Origin of the sequence: Curtobacterium sp. MCLR17_031 (assembly GCF_003234775.2) — a bacterium.
GTDB lineage: Bacteria > Actinomycetota > Actinomycetes > Actinomycetales > Microbacteriaceae > Curtobacterium > Curtobacterium flaccumfaciens.
Map to the genome: position 1 here is coordinate 711,803 of NZ_CP126270.1, position 16,780 is coordinate 728,582.

The 16,780-nt window shown below is 71.0% G+C and carries 17 protein-coding genes; 7 read left to right on the top strand and 10 right to left on the bottom strand.

The features are described from left to right. The first annotated feature begins 63 nt into the window (after positions 1-63). Entirely contained in the window at positions 64-900 is an 837-nt protein-coding gene (locus DEI96_RS03505) for an NAD(P)-dependent oxidoreductase (protein WP_284183656.1), read from the top strand. Between the two features lie 60 nt (positions 901-960). On the opposite strand, the gene DEI96_RS03510 is transcribed toward DEI96_RS03505, so the two are convergent. Continuing rightward, complete coding sequence (locus DEI96_RS03510; protein WP_017886198.1) at positions 961-1,164, bottom strand: hypothetical protein; 204 nt, start codon at positions 1,162-1,164, stop codon at positions 961-963. 10 nt (positions 1,165-1,174) lie between these two features. After that, the gene (locus tag DEI96_RS03515; protein ID WP_111024943.1) at positions 1,175-1,693 is read right to left on the bottom strand and encodes a MarR family winged helix-turn-helix transcriptional regulator; all 519 of its coding nucleotides are present in this window, start codon (positions 1,691-1,693) and stop codon (positions 1,175-1,177) included. A 131-nt stretch (positions 1,694-1,824) separates the two neighbouring features. Here DEI96_RS03515 and DEI96_RS03520 point away from each other — a divergent pair, with 131 nt between their 5' ends. After that, positions 1,825-2,718, top strand: coding sequence for an alpha-E domain-containing protein (locus DEI96_RS03520; protein ID WP_071406023.1), 894 nt, complete (start codon positions 1,825-1,827; stop codon positions 2,716-2,718). 196 nt (positions 2,719-2,914) lie between these two features. Here DEI96_RS03520 and DEI96_RS03525 read toward each other — a convergent pair whose 3' ends face one another. Together DEI96_RS03525 and DEI96_RS03530 are read right to left on the bottom strand one after the other, a co-directional pair. Then, positions 2,915-4,243: an MFS transporter gene (locus DEI96_RS03525; RefSeq protein ID WP_323749292.1), complete on the bottom strand. Its 1,329-nt coding sequence runs from the start codon at positions 4,241-4,243 to the stop codon at positions 2,915-2,917. A gap of 5 nt (positions 4,244-4,248) precedes the next feature. Continuing rightward, positions 4,249-4,659 carry a MarR family winged helix-turn-helix transcriptional regulator gene (locus DEI96_RS03530; protein WP_111024942.1) on the bottom strand — a complete coding sequence of 137 codons (411 nt, stop codon included), beginning with the start codon at positions 4,657-4,659 and terminating at the stop codon, positions 4,249-4,251. 95 nt (positions 4,660-4,754) lie between these two features. Here DEI96_RS03530 and DEI96_RS03535 point away from each other — a divergent pair, with 95 nt between their 5' ends. Further along, positions 4,755-5,507: an SDR family NAD(P)-dependent oxidoreductase gene (locus tag DEI96_RS03535; protein WP_071406021.1), complete on the top strand. Its 753-nt coding sequence runs from the start codon at positions 4,755-4,757 to the stop codon at positions 5,505-5,507. A 180-nt stretch (positions 5,508-5,687) separates the two neighbouring features. Here the strand turns inward: DEI96_RS03535 and DEI96_RS03540 are convergent, their stop codons facing one another. The 3 genes from DEI96_RS03540 to DEI96_RS03550 all read right to left on the bottom strand — a co-directional run bounded on the left by DEI96_RS03540 (position 5,688) and on the right by DEI96_RS03550 (position 8,228). After that, positions 5,688-6,629, bottom strand: a complete 942-nt coding sequence (locus DEI96_RS03540; RefSeq protein WP_111024941.1) for an acetamidase/formamidase family protein — start codon at positions 6,627-6,629, stop codon at positions 5,688-5,690. 160 nt (positions 6,630-6,789) lie between these two features. Further along, complete coding sequence (locus DEI96_RS03545) at positions 6,790-7,059, bottom strand: hypothetical protein (protein ID WP_111024940.1); 270 nt, start codon at positions 7,057-7,059, stop codon at positions 6,790-6,792. A gap of 11 nt (positions 7,060-7,070) precedes the next feature. Further along, entirely contained in the window at positions 7,071-8,228 is a 1,158-nt protein-coding gene (locus DEI96_RS03550; protein WP_111024939.1) for an inorganic phosphate transporter, read from the bottom strand. 106 nt (positions 8,229-8,334) lie between these two features. Between DEI96_RS03550 and DEI96_RS03555 the strand changes: the two genes are divergently transcribed. The 3 genes from DEI96_RS03555 to DEI96_RS03565 all read left to right on the top strand — a co-directional run bounded on the left by DEI96_RS03555 (position 8,335) and on the right by DEI96_RS03565 (position 10,880). Further along, a complete protein-coding gene (locus tag DEI96_RS03555; protein ID WP_111024938.1) occupies positions 8,335-9,204 on the top strand; it encodes an alpha/beta hydrolase in 870 nt (289 codons plus the stop codon). A 131-nt stretch (positions 9,205-9,335) separates the two neighbouring features. Continuing rightward, entirely contained in the window at positions 9,336-10,385 is a 1,050-nt protein-coding gene (lplAB, locus tag DEI96_RS03560) for a lipoate-protein ligase LplAB (protein ID WP_111024937.1), read from the top strand. Positions 10,386-10,550: 165 nt separating this feature from the next. Continuing rightward, entirely contained in the window at positions 10,551-10,880 is a 330-nt protein-coding gene (locus DEI96_RS03565; protein WP_111024936.1) for a hypothetical protein, read from the top strand. A gap of 36 nt (positions 10,881-10,916) precedes the next feature. Here the strand turns inward: DEI96_RS03565 and DEI96_RS03570 are convergent, their stop codons facing one another. Next, on the bottom strand, positions 10,917-11,207 hold the full coding sequence (locus DEI96_RS03570; RefSeq protein ID WP_111024935.1) for a GNAT family N-acetyltransferase: 291 nt from the start codon (positions 11,205-11,207) through the stop codon (positions 10,917-10,919). Positions 11,208-11,300: 93 nt separating this feature from the next. On the opposite strand from DEI96_RS03570, the gene DEI96_RS03575 reads away from it, so the two are divergent. Beyond that, positions 11,301-12,173, top strand: a complete 873-nt coding sequence (locus DEI96_RS03575; RefSeq protein ID WP_111024934.1) for a DNA-methyltransferase — start codon at positions 11,301-11,303, stop codon at positions 12,171-12,173. Positions 12,174-12,383: 210 nt separating this feature from the next. On the opposite strand, the gene DEI96_RS03580 is transcribed toward DEI96_RS03575, so the two are convergent. Then, positions 12,384-14,864, bottom strand: coding sequence for an MDR family MFS transporter (locus DEI96_RS03580; protein WP_111024933.1), 2,481 nt, complete (start codon positions 14,862-14,864; stop codon positions 12,384-12,386). A gap of 222 nt (positions 14,865-15,086) precedes the next feature. Continuing rightward, positions 15,087-16,706 carry a phosphoglucomutase (alpha-D-glucose-1,6-bisphosphate-dependent) gene (pgm, locus tag DEI96_RS03585; protein WP_071406014.1) on the bottom strand — a complete coding sequence of 540 codons (1,620 nt, stop codon included), beginning with the start codon at positions 16,704-16,706 and terminating at the stop codon, positions 15,087-15,089. Positions 16,707-16,780 lie beyond the last annotated feature (74 nt).

Sequence of the window (16,780 nt, forward strand, 5' to 3'; positions counted from 1 at the left end):
CGTAGCGTCGGGACGGTCGCGGCACGGTGTCGCGCCAGGACGGAGACGCACGTGCGAGTGACGGTGTTGGGGACGGGTGCGATGGGTGCCGGCGTGGCGGGGTCACTGCTCCGCGACGGCCACGAGGTGACGGTCTGGAACCGCAGTGCCGAGAAGGCCTCGCCCCTGGGTGACCGCGGCGCGACGGTGTCGAGCGACCCGGGCACTGCCGTCGAGCACGCTGAGGTCGTCCTGCTCACCCTGTTCGACACCGATGCGGTCGTCGACGTCCTCGAGCAGGCTGCCGGCGACGCCCCGTCCGACGCCGTGTGGGTGCAGGCCTCGACGATCGGTGTCGACGGCACCGCGACGGTCGTGCAGCTGGCCGAGAAGTACGGCATCACCCTCGTCGAGGCGATGATGCTCGGCACGAAGGCCCCCGCCGAACAGGGCACGCTCACGATGCTCGCGGCCGGCCCGGCGGACCTGCTCGACCGTGTCGACCCCGTGCTCGACGCGATCGGCGCGAAGACCGTCCGTGCCGGCGACCGCGTCGGCGACGGCACCGCACTCAAGCTCGCCGCGAACGCCTGGATCGCCTCGATCACCGCGGCGACCGGGCAGTCCCTGGCCCTCGCGGCGGCGCTCGGGCTCGACCCCGCGCTGTTCCTGCAGGCCATCGAGGGCAGTGCGAGCGACTCCGCCTACGCCCACACCAAGGGCGCCGCGATGATCGCCCGCGAGTTCCCCGCCCAGTTCGCACTCGACGGGCTGCGGAAGGACATCGGGCTCATCACCGATGCCGCCCGGACCGCGGGGGTGTCCACCACACTGCTCGAGGCACTCGGCCGCGTCTACGCCGATGCCAGCGCAGCCGGGCACGGGGGCGACGACATCGCTGCGGTCGGCACCGCGTTCTGACGCACGGGCGCGCACACGCACGCACGCGCACGCACACACACGCACCGATTCGCCGAACGATCAGCCCCGACGGAACAGCTGCCGCAGGCGCTTCGTGAGCCGCCCGACGGCCTCGTCGTTCATGGTGTTGGCGAGGTCGAAGGCCTCACGAGCCGGATCGGATCCGGCCTGGATGCGCCGGAGTGCTGCGTCGGCGCGGGCTCGTGAGTCGAGCTCGGCGAACGGCATGTCGTCCTCGGGGTGGTGCTCGCCACGAGGGTCCATGCGGTCCAGGTTACGCGCGACGGGGGTGGTGCGGCCCGGCGTCGAGTTCGTCCACGACGCGGACCATCTCGTCCAAGAAGTCCACGACGACGGCCATCTCGTTGCTCGGCAGGTGCTCGGTGACCTCGAGCGCGCGGGCGTCGAGTTCCTCGATGACCCGGAGCGCGTGGCGCATCGAGGTGCCGGTGGCGGTGAGGATCACGCCACGGCGGTCGTTCGGGTCGGCGTGCCGTTCGACGTGCCCGCTGCGGACGAGCCGGTCGACGAGTGCCGACGTCGACGCCGCGGTGATCTCGAGCCGCTCGGCGAGGTCCTTCGCGTTGACGGTGCGGCCGTCGTGCTCGGCGTCGATCAGGAACCGGATCGCCAGCAGGGCGTTCTCGCCGATCCCCAGTGCCTCGCGTGCTCGGCGCTGGGCAGCGCTCTCGGCCGTCCGGTACCGCCGCAGGGCGTTGAGGACGTCCACGGCGGAGACCGCGGAGTCCTCGTACCAGTACCCCGCGGTGCTGGTCATCACCTCGGACGTCATGCCCCAATGCTAGACGCTCTAGTTAGATTGTCTAGCGAGCGCGGAGACGGGACACCTGCAACACCCGTGACGCGGTTCTGTAACACCCCGGCAACGCCGGCTCGTTAGGTTCTGGACATGCAGGAGCAGCCGTGCTGAGCCGCCTCGCGGGGAACGTCTTCCACGTGGGGAGCGCGGTGGAGCGCACCGACGTCGTCGCACGCTTGCTCGACGTCTACGTCGCGCGTCGCGAACCGGGCACCCTCGACGACGACCGGCTCGTGTCCACCGAGCTCCGCAGCGTCATCGGGACCACCGGCCCCGCGAACGACCCGGACCGTGCCGCCACCGTCGACGCCCTCGCGCTCGACCGGCACGAACCCGCGTCCATCGCCGCCGCGGTCGCCGTCGCCCGCGACCACGCACGCCGTGCTCGCGAGGTCGTCTCGAGCGAGCTCTGGGACTGCCTCGACGTCACGCGGTCGCGGATGCCCCGGAAGATCGCTCCCGACCGGGCGCACGAGTTCCTCGGCTGGGTGCGGGAGCGCAGTGCCCTCGCCATCGGTGTGGTCGAGGGGGACGCCAGCCGTGACGAGGTGTGGGAGTTCTTCACCCTCGGGCGCTCGCTCACCCGCTGCGCCTCCACCGCACGGCTGCTGGCGTCGCGGCTGCTCGAGCCGGACGCGGTCACCTCGTGGACGGCGGCGCTCCGGGCGTGCGGCGCGGGCGAGGCCTTCCTGCGCGGCCGTGACCACGCCCCGGTGCCGTCCGACGCCGCCGCCTTCCTGCTCCTCGACGCGCACAGCCCGCGGTCGTTGCGCTTCACGGTGCACCGCGCGGCCGAGTGCCTGGCCGACGTCGCCCCGTCCTGCGTCGCGGACGAGGTCGCCGGGTTCGACGAGGTCCGCGCCCTGCTCGACGGGATCCCGGAAGAGTCGGCCCTCGCCGTGGCGGGTGACGTCGGGCAACGGCTGGCGGTGGCTGCCGACCGCGTCGCCGCGGCCCTCGACGAGCGCGTCTTCGCGTCGTCCGCACCCGTGCTCTGAGCCCACCGGGCGCGCGTGTCCGGAGCCGCGTCGGCGCGGGTGTGGCGGGACCGGGCCGGTCCGCGCGGCGCGATCGCGGCCGTGTGCGCGGGTGACGCCGGACGGGAGGCCCGTGGCGGCGCCGGTGCGGGCCTCCCGTCCGACGGTCGGTGCGTCACGGGCCGTCGGCCGACGGGCAGGGCGACCCGCCGGTCCGTCAGACGGCGCTGGAGCGGTCGGCGAGCGTCTCGTCGCGTTCCAGCTCGCGGCGGAGCGCCGCGCGCGAGCCGACCACCGGCACGGCGTGCGTGATCGCCAGGTGCAGCCGCGAGTCGGCGTCGTAGCGCAGCCGGACCCGCTGGTACCGGACGAGCCAGACGAGCGCGATCCCGAGTGCGACGAAGCCCGAGGCCGCGCCGACGACGATCGCCCAGCGTGGGCCGAAGGCGTCGGCGACGGCACCGACGAGCGGGGCGCCGATGGGGGTGCCGCCCGCGAAGATCGCCATGTAGAGCGCCATGACGCGGCCGCGCATCGCGGGCTTCGTCGTGGTCTGCACCAGGGCGTTCGCGGTCGTCATGAAGGTCAGGGATGCGAGTCCGACGAACACCAGCACGATCGCGAAGGTCCAGTACGTCGGGGCGAGGGCAGCGGCGGTGCACGCGAGCCCGAACCCGCCGGCGGCGAGCACGAGGGTGCGCATCCGCGGCTTGTCCCGGCGGGCGGACAGCAGCGCACCGAGCACCGAGCCGATCGCCATCACCGAGTTGAGCAGCCCGAACTCGCCGGCGCCCTGGTGGAACTCGACCCGCGCCATCGTCGAGGTGAAGATCGGGAAGTTCACGCCGAACGTGCCGACGACGAAGATCATGCAGAGCACGACGACGATGTCCGGTCGGGTGCGGACGTACCGGAAGCCGGCGACGATCTGCCCCTTGCCGCGGCCCGCCCGGACCCGTTCGGCGAGCTGGGCGGGGTCGACGAACCGGAGTGCGAGCAGGACGGCCAGGAACGACCCGGCGTTGATGACGAACACCCATCCGGAGCCGATCGCCGCGATGAGCACACCGGCCACCGCGGGGCCGATCAGGCGTGCGGCGTTGAACGACGCGGAGTTCAGGGCGACGGCGTTCGAGACGTCCTCGCCCTGCACGACGTCGGAGACGAAGGCCTGCCGGATCGGGGCGTCGAACGCGGCGACGATGCCGAGTGCCAGGGCGAAGCCGTACAGCGCGAGCAGGGTGGCGGTGTGCGTGAGGACCATGACGCCGAGTCCCAGCCCGAGCAGCCCCATCAGGCCCTGGGTGAGCATGAGCATCTTCCGGCGGTCGAACCGGTCGGCGGCGAGCCCGGTGAGCGGCAGGAGCAGCAGCTGGGGGCCGAACTGCAGGGCCATCGTGATGCCCACCGCGACGGCGTTGTTGTCGGAGAGCTGGGTCAGCACGATCCAGTCCTGGGCGGTGCGCTGCATCCAGGTGCCGACGTTCGACACCAGGGCCCCGGCGAACCAGATGCGGTAGTTGCGTCCGGCGAGGGAGCGGAACATGGCGGTCACTGCTGGGCCAGCCTCCTCATGATCTCGGTGGCGTCGGCGAGGGTGCTCCGCTCGTCGGCGGTGAGTGCTGCGAGTCGCGGGGTGAGCCAGCCGTCGCGGCGGCGTCGGGTCTCCTCGACGAAGGCGGCTCCGGCTGGCGTCGCACCGAGCAGCACCTTGCGGCGGTCGTCGCCGTGCCCGCACTTCGACACCAGGCCCCGCTCGACCAGCACCGCGATGGTCTTCGTCATCGAGGGCGGGGTGACGCCGTCCTGACGGCTCAGGTCGGCCAGGGTCATGGCGCCGTCGCGGTGCAGGCGGGCGAGGGCGGAGAACTGCGCGTCCGTGACGCTCGAGTCGGCCTTCTGGGCACGGAGTGTGCGGGACAGCCGGTTCACCGCGATGCGGAGGTCGGTGGCATCGGTCATCGGTCGTTAGCCTAGCTCATTAGTTCAGCGAACGAACTTCATTTCGGGTGTACCGTGGTTGTAGACAACACGTGTTGCCGAGAGAGAAGGAGAACATGTCCGAGTTCGAGGGCAAGGTCGCCGTCGTCACCGGTGGTGGCAGCGGCATCGGTGAGTCGGTCGCGAAGGAGCTCGCCGCGGCGGGCGCCACGGTGGTCGTCGCCGACATCAACCTGGCGGGCGCCGAGCGCGTCGCCGCGTCGATCGTGGAGGCCGGTGGCACCGCCCGCGCGTTCGAGGCCAACTCCGCGGTCGCCGCGGACAACGAGCGCATGGTGCAGTTCGCGGTCGACACGTTCGGCGCGCTGCACCTGGCCGTGAACAACGCCGGCATCGGCGCAGCACCGCAGCCGATCGGCGAGTACGACATCGCCGCCTGGGACCGCGTCCGTGCGGTCGACCTGGACGGCGTCTTCTACGGGCTGCGCTACGAGATCCCCGCAATGGTGGCCGCCGGCGGAGGCGCGATCGTGAACATGGCGTCGGTGCTCGGCACGGTCGGCATGGCGCAGAACGCGGCCTACGTCGCCTCGAAGCACGCGCTCGCCGGACTGACCAAGGTCGCCGCGCTCGAGTACTCGTCGCAGGGCGTCCGCACGAACGCCGTGGGCCCCGGGTTCATCGACACCCCGCTGCTCCGCAAGTCGCTCTCGCCCGAGGCCATCGCGGCGCTCGAGGACGAGCACGCCTCGAAGCGGCTCGGCACCGACGCCGAGGTCGCCGCGCTCGTGCTGTTCCTGCTGAGCGACAAGGCTTCGTTCATCACGGGCAGCTACCACCTGGTGGACGGCGGCTACTCCGCCCACTGACGGATCGGGTGCACCTGGTCGTTCCGGGCGTACCTGGTCGAAACGGGCGTACCTGGTCGGTTCTTCCGACCAGGTACGCCCGTTTCCGCTTTCCAGCGCGGGTGCGATGGGAAGGAACGTCGGACGGGAGGCCCGCCCAGCGTGCGCCGGTCGGCTCGCGCTGGGCGGGCCTCCCGGCCTTCAGAGCCGCGCGTCCGTCAGGATCGCGTCGTGCGGGAGCAGGGCGTGCACGCCCCACGTGCGGTTCGCGACCTGCGTGATGCGCATGCTCACCGCCACGCTCGCCATCGCGAGGGCCTCGGCGCGGCCGATCCCGTGCAGCCCGGCGATAAAGTCGACCATCCGGTCGAGCGCCGTGGCCGTCGCGACGTTGAGGTCGGCGTCGAAGCCGAAGGTGATGCGTCCGGCGGGGGTGTCGGCGTGCACGCCCTCGACCGGAGCCGCATCGAGGAGCGTCAGGGTCATCGTCGTCGTCATGCCGCACTCGACCGCCGTGCCGGAGACCTCGCCGTCGCCCTGGGCTGCGTGCCCGTCGCCGACGTGGAGCAGGGCGTCCGGCACTGTCACCGGCAGGTACAGGGTGGAGCCGGCGATCAGCTCGCGGCAGTCGACGTTGCCCCCGCCGACCGTGCGGGGTGGGATCGTGGAATGCTCCCCGGTGGGCTCGGGTGGGACGCCGACGACGCCGAGGAACGGTGCCGTCCGCACCCCGAGGCCGAGCTGGTTGACAGCCTCCCGGGCAGCCACGTCGATGTCCCAGAGCAGCGGGCCGCGCGACGCCGGATCGGTCAGGCCGAGTGCGCGGTTCACCGGGGAGTCGACCCCGCCCGAGGCCGTGTAGCCCCAGTCGTCGGGCACGAGGTCGTCGAAGTGCACCGCCAGGACCATCCCCGGACGTGCTCCCGCGACGGCGATCGGCCCGACCAGGCAGTGGCCCCGGCGCGGGTCGATCAGGGTCGGGGCGTCGACGCCTGGGCCCGGCTGGCGTTCCGTGTAGCCCGCGGCGCTCAGGGTGCGGACGGTCACCGTGTCGCCCGGTTCGACGGTCAGGACCGGCTGGCGTTCGGCGGTGAAGACGTCGACGGCGGAGTCGACCGTGGCGTCGAGGTGGTGGGTGGTCACCGTTCGATCATCCCAGGCGGGGCAGGGCGGGGCAGGGCGGAGCGGGGCGGAGCGGGGCGTTCCGGGCGTACCTGGCGGAATCGGGCATACCTGGTCGGAAGTCCTGACCAGGTACGCCCGGTTCCACCAGCCATCGCGGGTGTTCTGGGAAGGAACGTCCTCAGTGGAACTGGGGGATCGTGAGCCAGATGCCAGCCAGCACGGCAGCGATGCACAGCGCGAAGCACAGCACGGCTCCCGCCAGTGCCGCCGGCGGGGTGTGCCCGGAGCGTGGGGTCTCGTCGGAGTACTGCGTGCGCTCGCCGCCCGCGTCGTCCGGCTGCCCCGTCCCGAGCAGCCGGAGGCCGAGCGTGTACACGAGCACCAGGCCCACGGCGGTCACGAAGCCGACGCCGGCGACCGTGCCGATCGCGGTGAAGTCGATGTCCATCGTCGTTCCCCTCAGTTCGCTGCGCCGGTCGGCTGCGGCTCGGCCTGCTCGGCCGGCCCGGATTCGGTGGTGATGTCCTCGTGCGAGATCGGCTTGCGCTTGGCGAGCACGTAGAACGTGAGCCCACCGGCCAGGGCGAGGACCGCGACGAGCACCAGCCCGAAGGCCGAGGTCGACGCGAGCCAGGTCGCGAGCGCCCCGACCACCGCAGCGGCGGGCAGCGTGATCACCCATGCGATGACGATGCGGCCGACGACCGACCAGTGCACGTCGGCGAGCTTCTTGCCGAGACCCGAGCCGACGACCGCGCCGCTCGTCACGTGGGTCGTCGAGAGCGCGAAGCCCAGGTGCGACGAGATGAGGATCGTCGCGGCGGAGCTCGTCTCGGCGGCGAAGCCCTGCGGCGACTGCACGTCGGAGATCTTCTTGCCGACCGTCTGCATGATCCGCCAGCCGCCCATGTACGTGCCGAGGCCGATCGCGAGCCCGCAGGCCAGGATGACCCAGAGCGCGGGACCGGTGCCGGCGGCCTGGTAGTTCGCGGCGATGAGGGTCAGCGTGATGACGCCCATCGTCTTCTGCGCGTCGTTCGTGCCGTGCGCGAGCGACACCAGCGACGCCGAGATCGTCTGCCCGTGCCGGAACCCCGTCGCCGCACCGTGCGTCGTCGCGTTCTTCGTGAGCACGTACGCCAGGTACGTCGCGACCAGGGCGATCACCCCGGCGATGACCGGGGAGAGCAGCGCCGGCAGGACGACCTTCGACACCACCGTCGCCCAGCTGATCGAGTTCAGCCCCGCGCCGATGATCGAGGCGCCGATGAGCCCGCCGAACAGCGCGTGCGTGGAGGACGACGGCAGCCCGAGGTACCAGGTCGCCAGGTTCCAGAGCACCGCGCCGACGAGCCCCGCGAAGATCATCGTGGGGGAGATGTGGATGCCGTCCTGCCCCTCGCGGATGATGCCCTGCGAGACGGTCTTGGCGACCTCGGTGGACAGGAACGCGCCGACCACGTTGAGCACGGCGGAGATGATCACCGCCGTCCGGGGCTTGAGCGCACCGGTAGCGACCGAGGTGGCCATGGCGTTCGCGGTGTCGTGGAACCCGTTCGTGAAGTCGAACACGAGGGCCACGACGATCACGAGCGTGACGATGACGATGACGTCCATGCGCAGGACGCTAGGCCACACCTCGAACCCCCTGCGTGAACGCCGGGTGAACAGGTCCGGGATGGAGCGCGTCTGCGAGGATGGCAGTGTCTGAAAGGATGCGAGTGTGCCCACCTTCTCCGCCGCTCGCGGCGACGCCTCGTTCACCGACGCCCACGGCGTCGAGATCGTCTACTCGACCTGGCGTGCGGCGCGGCCGAAGGGTGTCGTGCAGATCGCGCACGGCGTCGGCGAGCACGGGCTCCGGTACGAACCGCTCGCGCAGGACCTGGTGCGCGCCGGCTACACCGTGCACGCCAACGACCACCGCGGACACGGTCGCACCGGTCTGACCCAGTGGGACGGCGACCACGCCAAGCTCGGTCGGCTCGGCCCCGGTGGCCTGCGCGCGGCGATCGCCGCGGTGGAGCAGATGAGCGCGGTCGCGCGGGCCGACGAACCGGGGCTGCCGCTCGTGCTGCTCGGGCACTCGTGGGGGTCGCTGATGGCCCAGCGGATCGTGAACACCTCGTCGGACCGCTACGACGGCGTCGTCCTGTCCGCGAGCGCCTACCGGCTGCCCGGCTGGATGAACAGCGGCGACCTCAACGCCCGGCACGCGGGGTCCGGGCCCACCAAGTACGAGTGGCTCACCCGCGACCGCACGATCATCGACGCGATGGCGGTCGACCCCCTGGCGGTCGAGGCCGACGTCATCGGGCTCTTCGGGCTCGCCGACACCCTCCGGCTGCTCGGTGTGCCGCGGCGGGGGATCCCCCACGACCTGCCGATGCTGCTGCAGGTCGGCTCCGACGACACCCTCGGGGGTCCGCGCTCGATCGAGCGTCTGGCGCAGGCGTACCGCCGACGCGGCCGGCTGTCCGACGTGACCGTGCAGGTGTACGAGGGCGCGCGCCACGAGGTCTACAACGAGACGAACCGCGCCGAGGTCATCGGCGACCTGGTCGCGTGGCTCGACCGGGTGACGGCGCGCTGACGGCGCTCGCCGCGTCCTGCGACGCGACCGGTGACGGACGGGAGGCCCGTGGCGACGCCGCCACGGGCCTCCCGTCCGTCACCAGGCCGGCCCACTGCCGGGCCGTCGGCCGTCCGGAATAGGGTTGCGGCATGCACGGTGAGTACAAGGTCCCCGGAGGCAAGCTGGTCGTCGTCGACCTCGAGGTCGTCGACGGCACGATCCAGCAGTTCCGCCTGGCGGGTGACTTCTTCCTGGAACCCGACGACGCGCTGCCGCTCATCGACGCGGCCGTGAACGGGCTCCCCGTCACCACCGACGCCGCGGGCATCGCCGCAGCCGTGCGGGCGGCCCTGCCGACCGATGCGGTGCTGCTCGGCTTCACGCCCGAGTCCGTCGGCGTCGCGGTGCGCCGCGCACTGTCGCGGGCCTCGACCTGGCGCGACCACGACTGGCAGATCGTGCACGAGGGGCCGATCAGCCCGAACGAGCACCTCGCGCTCGACCAGGTGCTGACCGAAGAGGTCGGTGCCGGCCGTCGCGGTCCCACGCTGCGCATCTGGGAGTGGGACCAGCCGGCCGTCGTGATCGGCTCGTTCCAGTCGCTCAAGAACGAGGTCGACCCCGCCGGCGCCGAGAAGTACGGCGTGCAGGTGGTCCGACGCATCTCCGGCGGCGGCGCGATGTTCATGGACGCCGGCGCCGTCATCTCCTACTCGCTGTACGTGCCGTCCGACCTGGTGCAGGGCATGACCTTCGCCGACTCGTACGCGTTCCTCGACGAGTGGGTGATCGAGGCGCTCAAGTCCCTCGGCATCGAGGCCTACTACCAGCCGCTCAACGACATCACCTCGACCAAGGGCAAGATCGGCGGGGCCGCACAGAAGCGCCTCGGCACCGGGTCCCTGCTGCACCACGCCACCATGAGCTACGACATGGACGGCGAGAAGATGGTGCAGGTGCTGCGGATCGGGCGCGAGAAGATGAGCGACAAGGGCACCACCAGCGCTGCGAAGCGCGTCGACCCGCTCCGCTCGCAGACTGGGCTGTCCCGCGCCGAGATCATCGAGCGGCTGATCGGCACCTTCACCCGCCTGTACGGGGCGACCGAGGGACACGTGACCGAGGCCGAGCGGGAGCGGGCGCAGGAGCTGGTGCGGACGAAGTTCGCGACGAAGGAGTGGCTCGAGCGGGTGCCGTGAGCCCTGCTCGGTCGATGGTGACGCGACGGCCGGAGCTGAGGGGGGACGTCCCGGCCGCCGCTGCTGTCGAGTCTGCGCCTCGACCTCATGAACCAGACGTGTGGATGATGAGAATCCCCCGCGCGGCTGATCCGCTCGCCGCGCGGCCCACGTAGCGTCGCTGCCGTGAACTGGTTGATCTTCCTGGGGGCGGTGGCCGCCGTGGCCGTCGTGGTGTGGATCGCCGATCGCATGGGGTGGATCGACCTGTCGAACAAGTCCCAGCGCAGCGGCGGATCCGGAGGCATGGGCGGGATGCTGGACGAGGTGTTCGCACCGACCCGGCACGAGACGCAAGCCGAGTACGAACGGCAGGCGCGCCTGCCGAAACAGGCCCCGTCGCCGGCGGACCACGACCACGACCTGCTCAGCGGCAGCGTGCTCATCCGGGTGCCGACGGTGCGGAGCGCCGGGCGGCACGAGGCACGCGCGGGGACGCACGACCGGTCGTACTGAGCTGACGGGCGCCGCGCTCGTGTGTGCGTCGCTCGCTCAGCGGGTGGTGAGCTCCTGGTAGTCCGGGTGCCGCTCGATCCACGCGTGCACGTAGCTGCACTGCGCGACGACCCGGCGTGACGAAGTCGCACGCACGTCGTCGAGGGCGTGCTGCACCAGGACTGACGCGTGCCCACCGCCGCGGTGCTCGGGATCGACCTCGGTGTGCACGAAGCGGATCTCGTCGCCGTCGATCTCGTACGCCGCGAGGCCGATGACCTCGCCGTCCTCGATCAGGGAGTACTGCTGCTTGTCGGTGTCGTTGCGGACCTCGGGTGCTGCTGCCATGCACTCGACCGTACGCCGGGGCCTGGGCGCGCGCTCTGGGCTGCGCGCTGGCTCCGTGCGCTGCGTGCCTGCTCGGTGCGCGACAATGGGTCCGTGCGCAGGGGAGACGACCGAGGCCCGGACCGCGTCGTCCTCGGCGACGCTCTCGACGTGGTCCCCGCCTACCCGGACGGGTCCTTCACGCTGGTGTACCTGGACCCGCCGTTCAACACCGGCCGGTACCAGCGCCGGCACGCGACGTCCGCCGTGCCGAAGGCCAACGGTCCGGTGATGGGGTTCCACGGCCGGACCTACGAGCGGGTGCGCGGCGACCTGATGCGCTTCGACGACCGGTTCGAGGACTACTGGTCGTTCCTCGAACCCCGACTCATCGAGGCCTGGCGGCTGCTCGCCACTGACGGCACGCTGTACCTGCACCTCGACTACCGCGAGTCGCACTACGCCAAGGTGCTGCTCGACGCGCTGTTCGGCCGCGAGTCGTTCCTGAACGAGATCGTCTGGGCCTACGACTTCGGTGCCAAGTCCAAGACGCGCTGGCCCACCAAGCACGACACGATCCTGGTCTACGTGAAAGACCCGTCGCGGTACTGGTTCGACTCCGAGGCCGTCGACCGCGAGCCGTACATGGCGCCGGGGCTCGTCACGCCCGAGAAACGCGAGCGCGGCAAGCTGCCCACCGACGTCTGGTGGCACACGATCGTCTCGCCGACCGGCCGCGAGAAGACCGGCTACCCCACGCAGAAGCCCGAGGGAGTGCTGCGGCGGATCGTGCAGGCGTCCTCACGCGAGGGGGACTGGGTGCTCGACTTCTTCGCGGGCAGCGGGACCACGGGCGCCGTGGCGCAGGCGTTGGGGCGGCGGTACGTGCTGGTGGACGACAACCCGGCGGCGATCGACGTGATGCGGAAGCGGTTGCCGGGGGCGTCGTTCGAGGTTGCCGGAGCGCCGGCGGCGCCGGCCGTCTGAGGCGGCGGGGTCTGCGACCATCCACGAGTCGTTCGACGCGTGGATCGTCGCAACATGCAGACGCAACGAGCGACGAGGTCGACGTCGTACGACATCGGCGGTGTCGCTTCCGCGCGGCCGCAACAGTTGCACACGCGCAGATGCGACGAGGTCGCTGTCGTACGACAGCGACCTCGTCGTTCGGCATCAGCGAGCGAGCGCCCGCGCCGACTACTCCGCCGAGTGCCGCCCATGCGCGTGCGCGTCGTCAGCGTCGTCAGCGTCCGGCCGGGAGGCCCGGCTCGCCTCCGCCGCGTCGGCTCCGGCCCCGTGGGCGTCCGGCTCCACGACCGCAGCCGCGTGGGCAGCCCGGGTCCGGATGGCACCGGTCGTCGTCGGGGGCTCGTCGACCGGCGCAGCCGCCGAGTGCGCACCGTGCGTCGTGGCGTTCGGCAGTGGCGCGCGGGTGTCGTCGACCCCGATCGGCAACACCGAGACGTCCGACCCTCCGGCGGCCCGGGCGGACCAAGGCTGCACGTCGGGCGAGGTCGGCACATCGGCAGATGCAGATGCAGAGGCCGAGGCCGAGGCCGACGCAGACCGCGTCGGCACCGGACCAGCCCCGGGCGCCGCGGCGGCAGCGGCTGCGGCGGCACTCCCGTCCGATCCCGCACCGGCGGCGGTCCGTGCCGCGTCCGCCTGCTCCTGCAGCGCCGAGGTCTTGCGGAGCGGCGGCACCCGGAAGAACCACGTCAGCACGAAGGCGATCAGGATCACCGCGAGGCCGACGTAGTAGACGCGCACGGCCGAGTCGCTGAACCCGACCAGGAACGGACGGCTGAGCCGGGGGTCCGCGCCGTTCAGGAACGACGTGTCGCTCGTCGCCGAATCGGTGGACGAGCTCGCGGCCGAGTCGCCGCTCTTGAGCTGCTTGATGAGCGTCGGGGCGACCTGGTCGACGACGTTCTCCCGCTGCGCCTCGTCCGAGTAGTCGATCTGCAACTTGCCGTCGACGACCGAGGCGTTCGCCTTCGTGGCCGCCGTCTCGAGCGCCTGCTGCTCGGCTGCGGGCTTCGCGTCGTCGACCTGCTGGGCGATGATCGTGTCCGCTGCGGCGGCGGGGACCGTGCCCGCGGCGACCTGCCGCTGCACAGCTGCGGTCACCTGCTTGGTCACGGCGGCGTCGGCAGCCTGCTTCGCCTGGGCGGTGCCCTGGTCGAGACCGTCCTGCACGTTCTTCTGCACCGGGTCGACGATCTTCGTCCAGATCTCGTCCATCACGCCCTGGTTCTTGGACGCGTTCGCGACCGAGGGTGTCATCGCGGCGTTGAGCGCACTCTTCAGGTCGGACTCGTTCTGCATCGCGGCGCTGATGTTCGTCGGCATCAGGGTGAACAGCACGGACAGCAGGACGGCGGTACCCATCGTGCCGCCGATCTGGCGGAAGAACGTCGCGGCACTCGTCGCGACACCGATGTCCCGCGGCGAGACCGAGTTCTGCGCGGCCAGGGTCAACGTCTGCATGAGCTGCCCGAGTCCGAGCCCGATGCCGAACATGCCGAGCATCAGGAACCACAGGGGTCGGTCGGCGGTCAGGAACGTCAGGACCGTGAAGCCGATCGCCGTGAACGCCGTTCCGGTGATCGGGAAGACCTGGTAGTTGCCGGTCTTCGAGATGATCTGGCCCGAGGCGATCGACGAGATCATCAGGCCGAGCACCATCGGCAGCATGGCGAAGCCGGACTCGGTCGGGGTCACGCCCTTGACGATCTGCAGGTAGAGCGGGATCGTCAGCATCGCGCCGAACATGCCGAAGCCGACGAGCACGGACAGGATCGCGGACATCGAGAACACCCGCGATCCGAACAGCTTCATCGGCAGGATCGCGTCGTCGCCCATGGCCCGTTCGACGATGATGAACGCGATCAGCCCGAGGGCACCGATGGCGTAGCAGGCGAAGGCGGCGGGGGAGTCCCAGCCCCACTCGCGGCCCTGCTCGGCGATGAGCAGCAGTGGCACGAGCGTGACGATGACGAGCGTCGCCCCCCACCAGTCGATGCGGGGCTTGCCGCGGTCGCCGAACTTCGGCAGGTGCAGGAACGTCAGCACCATGAACAGGGCGATGATGCCGATCGGCACGTTGATCAGGAACACCCAGCGCCAGCCGGCGATGAACAGCAGCTGGTCCGCGCCGGCGAAGACGCCACCGACGAGCGGCCCGATGACGGACGAGATGCCGAAGACCGCCAGGAAGTAGCCCTGGTACTTCGCCCGCTCGCGTGGGGCGAGCATGTCGCCCATGATCGCCAGCGGCAGGGACATCAGACCACCGGCACCCAGGCCCTGCAGCGCGCGGAACCCGGCGAGCATGAGCATCGAGGTGGAGAACGACGCCGCGAACGAGCCGACGATGAAGATGCCGATCGCGGTGATGAAGAGCGGCCGGCGACCGAAGATGTCGGAGAGCTTGCCGTAGATCGGGGTCGTCACCGTCGAGGCGATCAGGTACCCGGTGGTGACCCAGGCCTGCTGGTCGAGCCCGTGCAGGTCGTCACCGATGGTGCGGATCGCGGTGCCGACGATCGTCTGGTCGAGGGCACCGAGGAACATGCCGGCCATCAGGCCGTAGATCACCAACAGGATCTGTCGGTGGTTCATCACGACGTTGGACGCCGTGGTGGGGGCCGCGGGTGCGGTCGCCGTCTGGGTCATGAGCAGGGTCTCCCGGGTACCGATGCGCTGGCAGAACGATTTTTGCGCTGCCTGCAAAGTTACAACTGCCGCAAGTGCTCGGTCGCACCGAGGCGGCTTCCTGAGTGGATCGGCAGTCACGGTACGCCCGGTGCGCCCCGGCGGTACACGGCCTGGAGGCCCGGCTCGGCTCCGTCGGACGGGCTGCGGTGTCCGAGACCCGCAGCCCGTCCGACGAGGGCGCTACGCGCCCAGTGCTGCGTCGACGATCTCCTTGGCCTCGCGCTGCACCTGCTCGAGGTGCTCCTGCCCGACGAAGCTCTCCGCGTAGATCTTGTAGACGTCCTCGGTGCCCGACGGGCGCGCGGCGAACCACGCCTTGTCGGTCACGACCTTCACGCCGCCGACGGCTGCGTCGTTGCCTGGGGCCTTCGACAGCTTCGCGGTGATGGGGTCGCCGGCCAGGGTGTCCGCGGTGATGGCGTCGCCGTCGAGCTTGCCGAGGCGGGCCTTCTGCTCCTTCGAGGCCGCGGCGTCGACGCGCTGGTAGACCGGCGCGCCGAAGCGTTCGGTCAGCTCGGCGTAGAGCTGCGACGGGGTCTTGCCGGTGACGGCGACGATCTCGGACGCCAGGAGCGCCAGGATGATGCCGTCCTTGTCGGTGGTCCACGCGGTGCCGTCGGTGCGCAGGAACGACGCACCCGCGGACTCTTCGCCGCCGAAGGCCACCGAGCCGTCGATCAAGCCGGGGACGAACCACTTGAAGCCGACCGGGACCTCCCACAGACGACGGCCCAGGGACTCGGCGACGCGGTCGATGATGCTCGACGACACCAGGGTCTTGCCGATCGCGGCGTCGTCGCGCCACTCGGGCCGGTGCGCGTAGAGGTACTCGATCGCGACCGCGAGGTAGTGGTTCGGGTTCATCAGCCCACCGTCGGGCGTGACGATGCCGTGCCGGTCGGAGTCGGCGTCGTTGCCGGTGAGGACGTCGAAGTCGTCCTTGCGGGCGAGCACCGAGGCCATCGCCGAAGGGCTCGACGGGTCCATCCGGATCTTGCCGTCCCAGTCGAGCGTCATGAACGCCCACGTGGGGTCGACCTCGGGGTTCACGACGGTCAGGTCGAGGCCGTAGTGGTCGCGGATGGCGTTCCAGTACGGCAGCGAGGCACCACCGAGCGGGTCGGCGCCGATCTTCACGCCGGCACGCTTGATCGCGGCGATGTCGATGATGTTCTCGAGGTCGGCGACGTACGTGTTCAGGAAGTCGTAGCGCTCGGGCTCGGCGTCCTCGGTGCGCTGCACCTCGGCGTTGCCGCCCTCGATGATCGCGTTCGCCCGGTTCGCGATCCAGCTCGTGGCGTCGCTGTCGGCGGGACCACCGTGGGGCGGGTTGTACTTGAAGCCGCCGTCGCGGGGCGGGTTGTGGCTCGGCGTGATGACGATGCCGTCGGCCGTGTCCGGGTTGCCGGCGCGGTTGTAACGGATGATCGCGTGGCTCAGTGCGGGCGTCGGTACGAAGCCGTCCTCGCTGTCGGCGAGCACGCGCACGCCGTTGGCGGCGAGGACCTGCAGGGCGGTCTGCTCCGCGGGGGCGGAGAGCGCGTGGGTGTCGCGGCCGATGAAGAGCGGCCCGTCGGTGCCCTGGTCGCGGCGGTACTCCACGATCGCCTGCGTGATTGCGGCGATGTGGGTGTCGTTGAAGGCGGTGTCGAGCGACGACCCGCGGTGTCCGGACGTGCCGAACACGACCTTCTGCTCGGGGACCGAGACGTCGGGCACTCGGTCGTGGTAGGCGGCGAGGAGCTCGTCGAGGTCGACGAGGTCGTCTGCGGTCGCTGGGGTGCCGGCGCGGTCGTTCATGCGTCCATCCTGGCATCGGCCGCCCTGGCGCGTTCGGGGGAAGTGCACCGGAGGTCGGGGGAACGCGAGCGAGC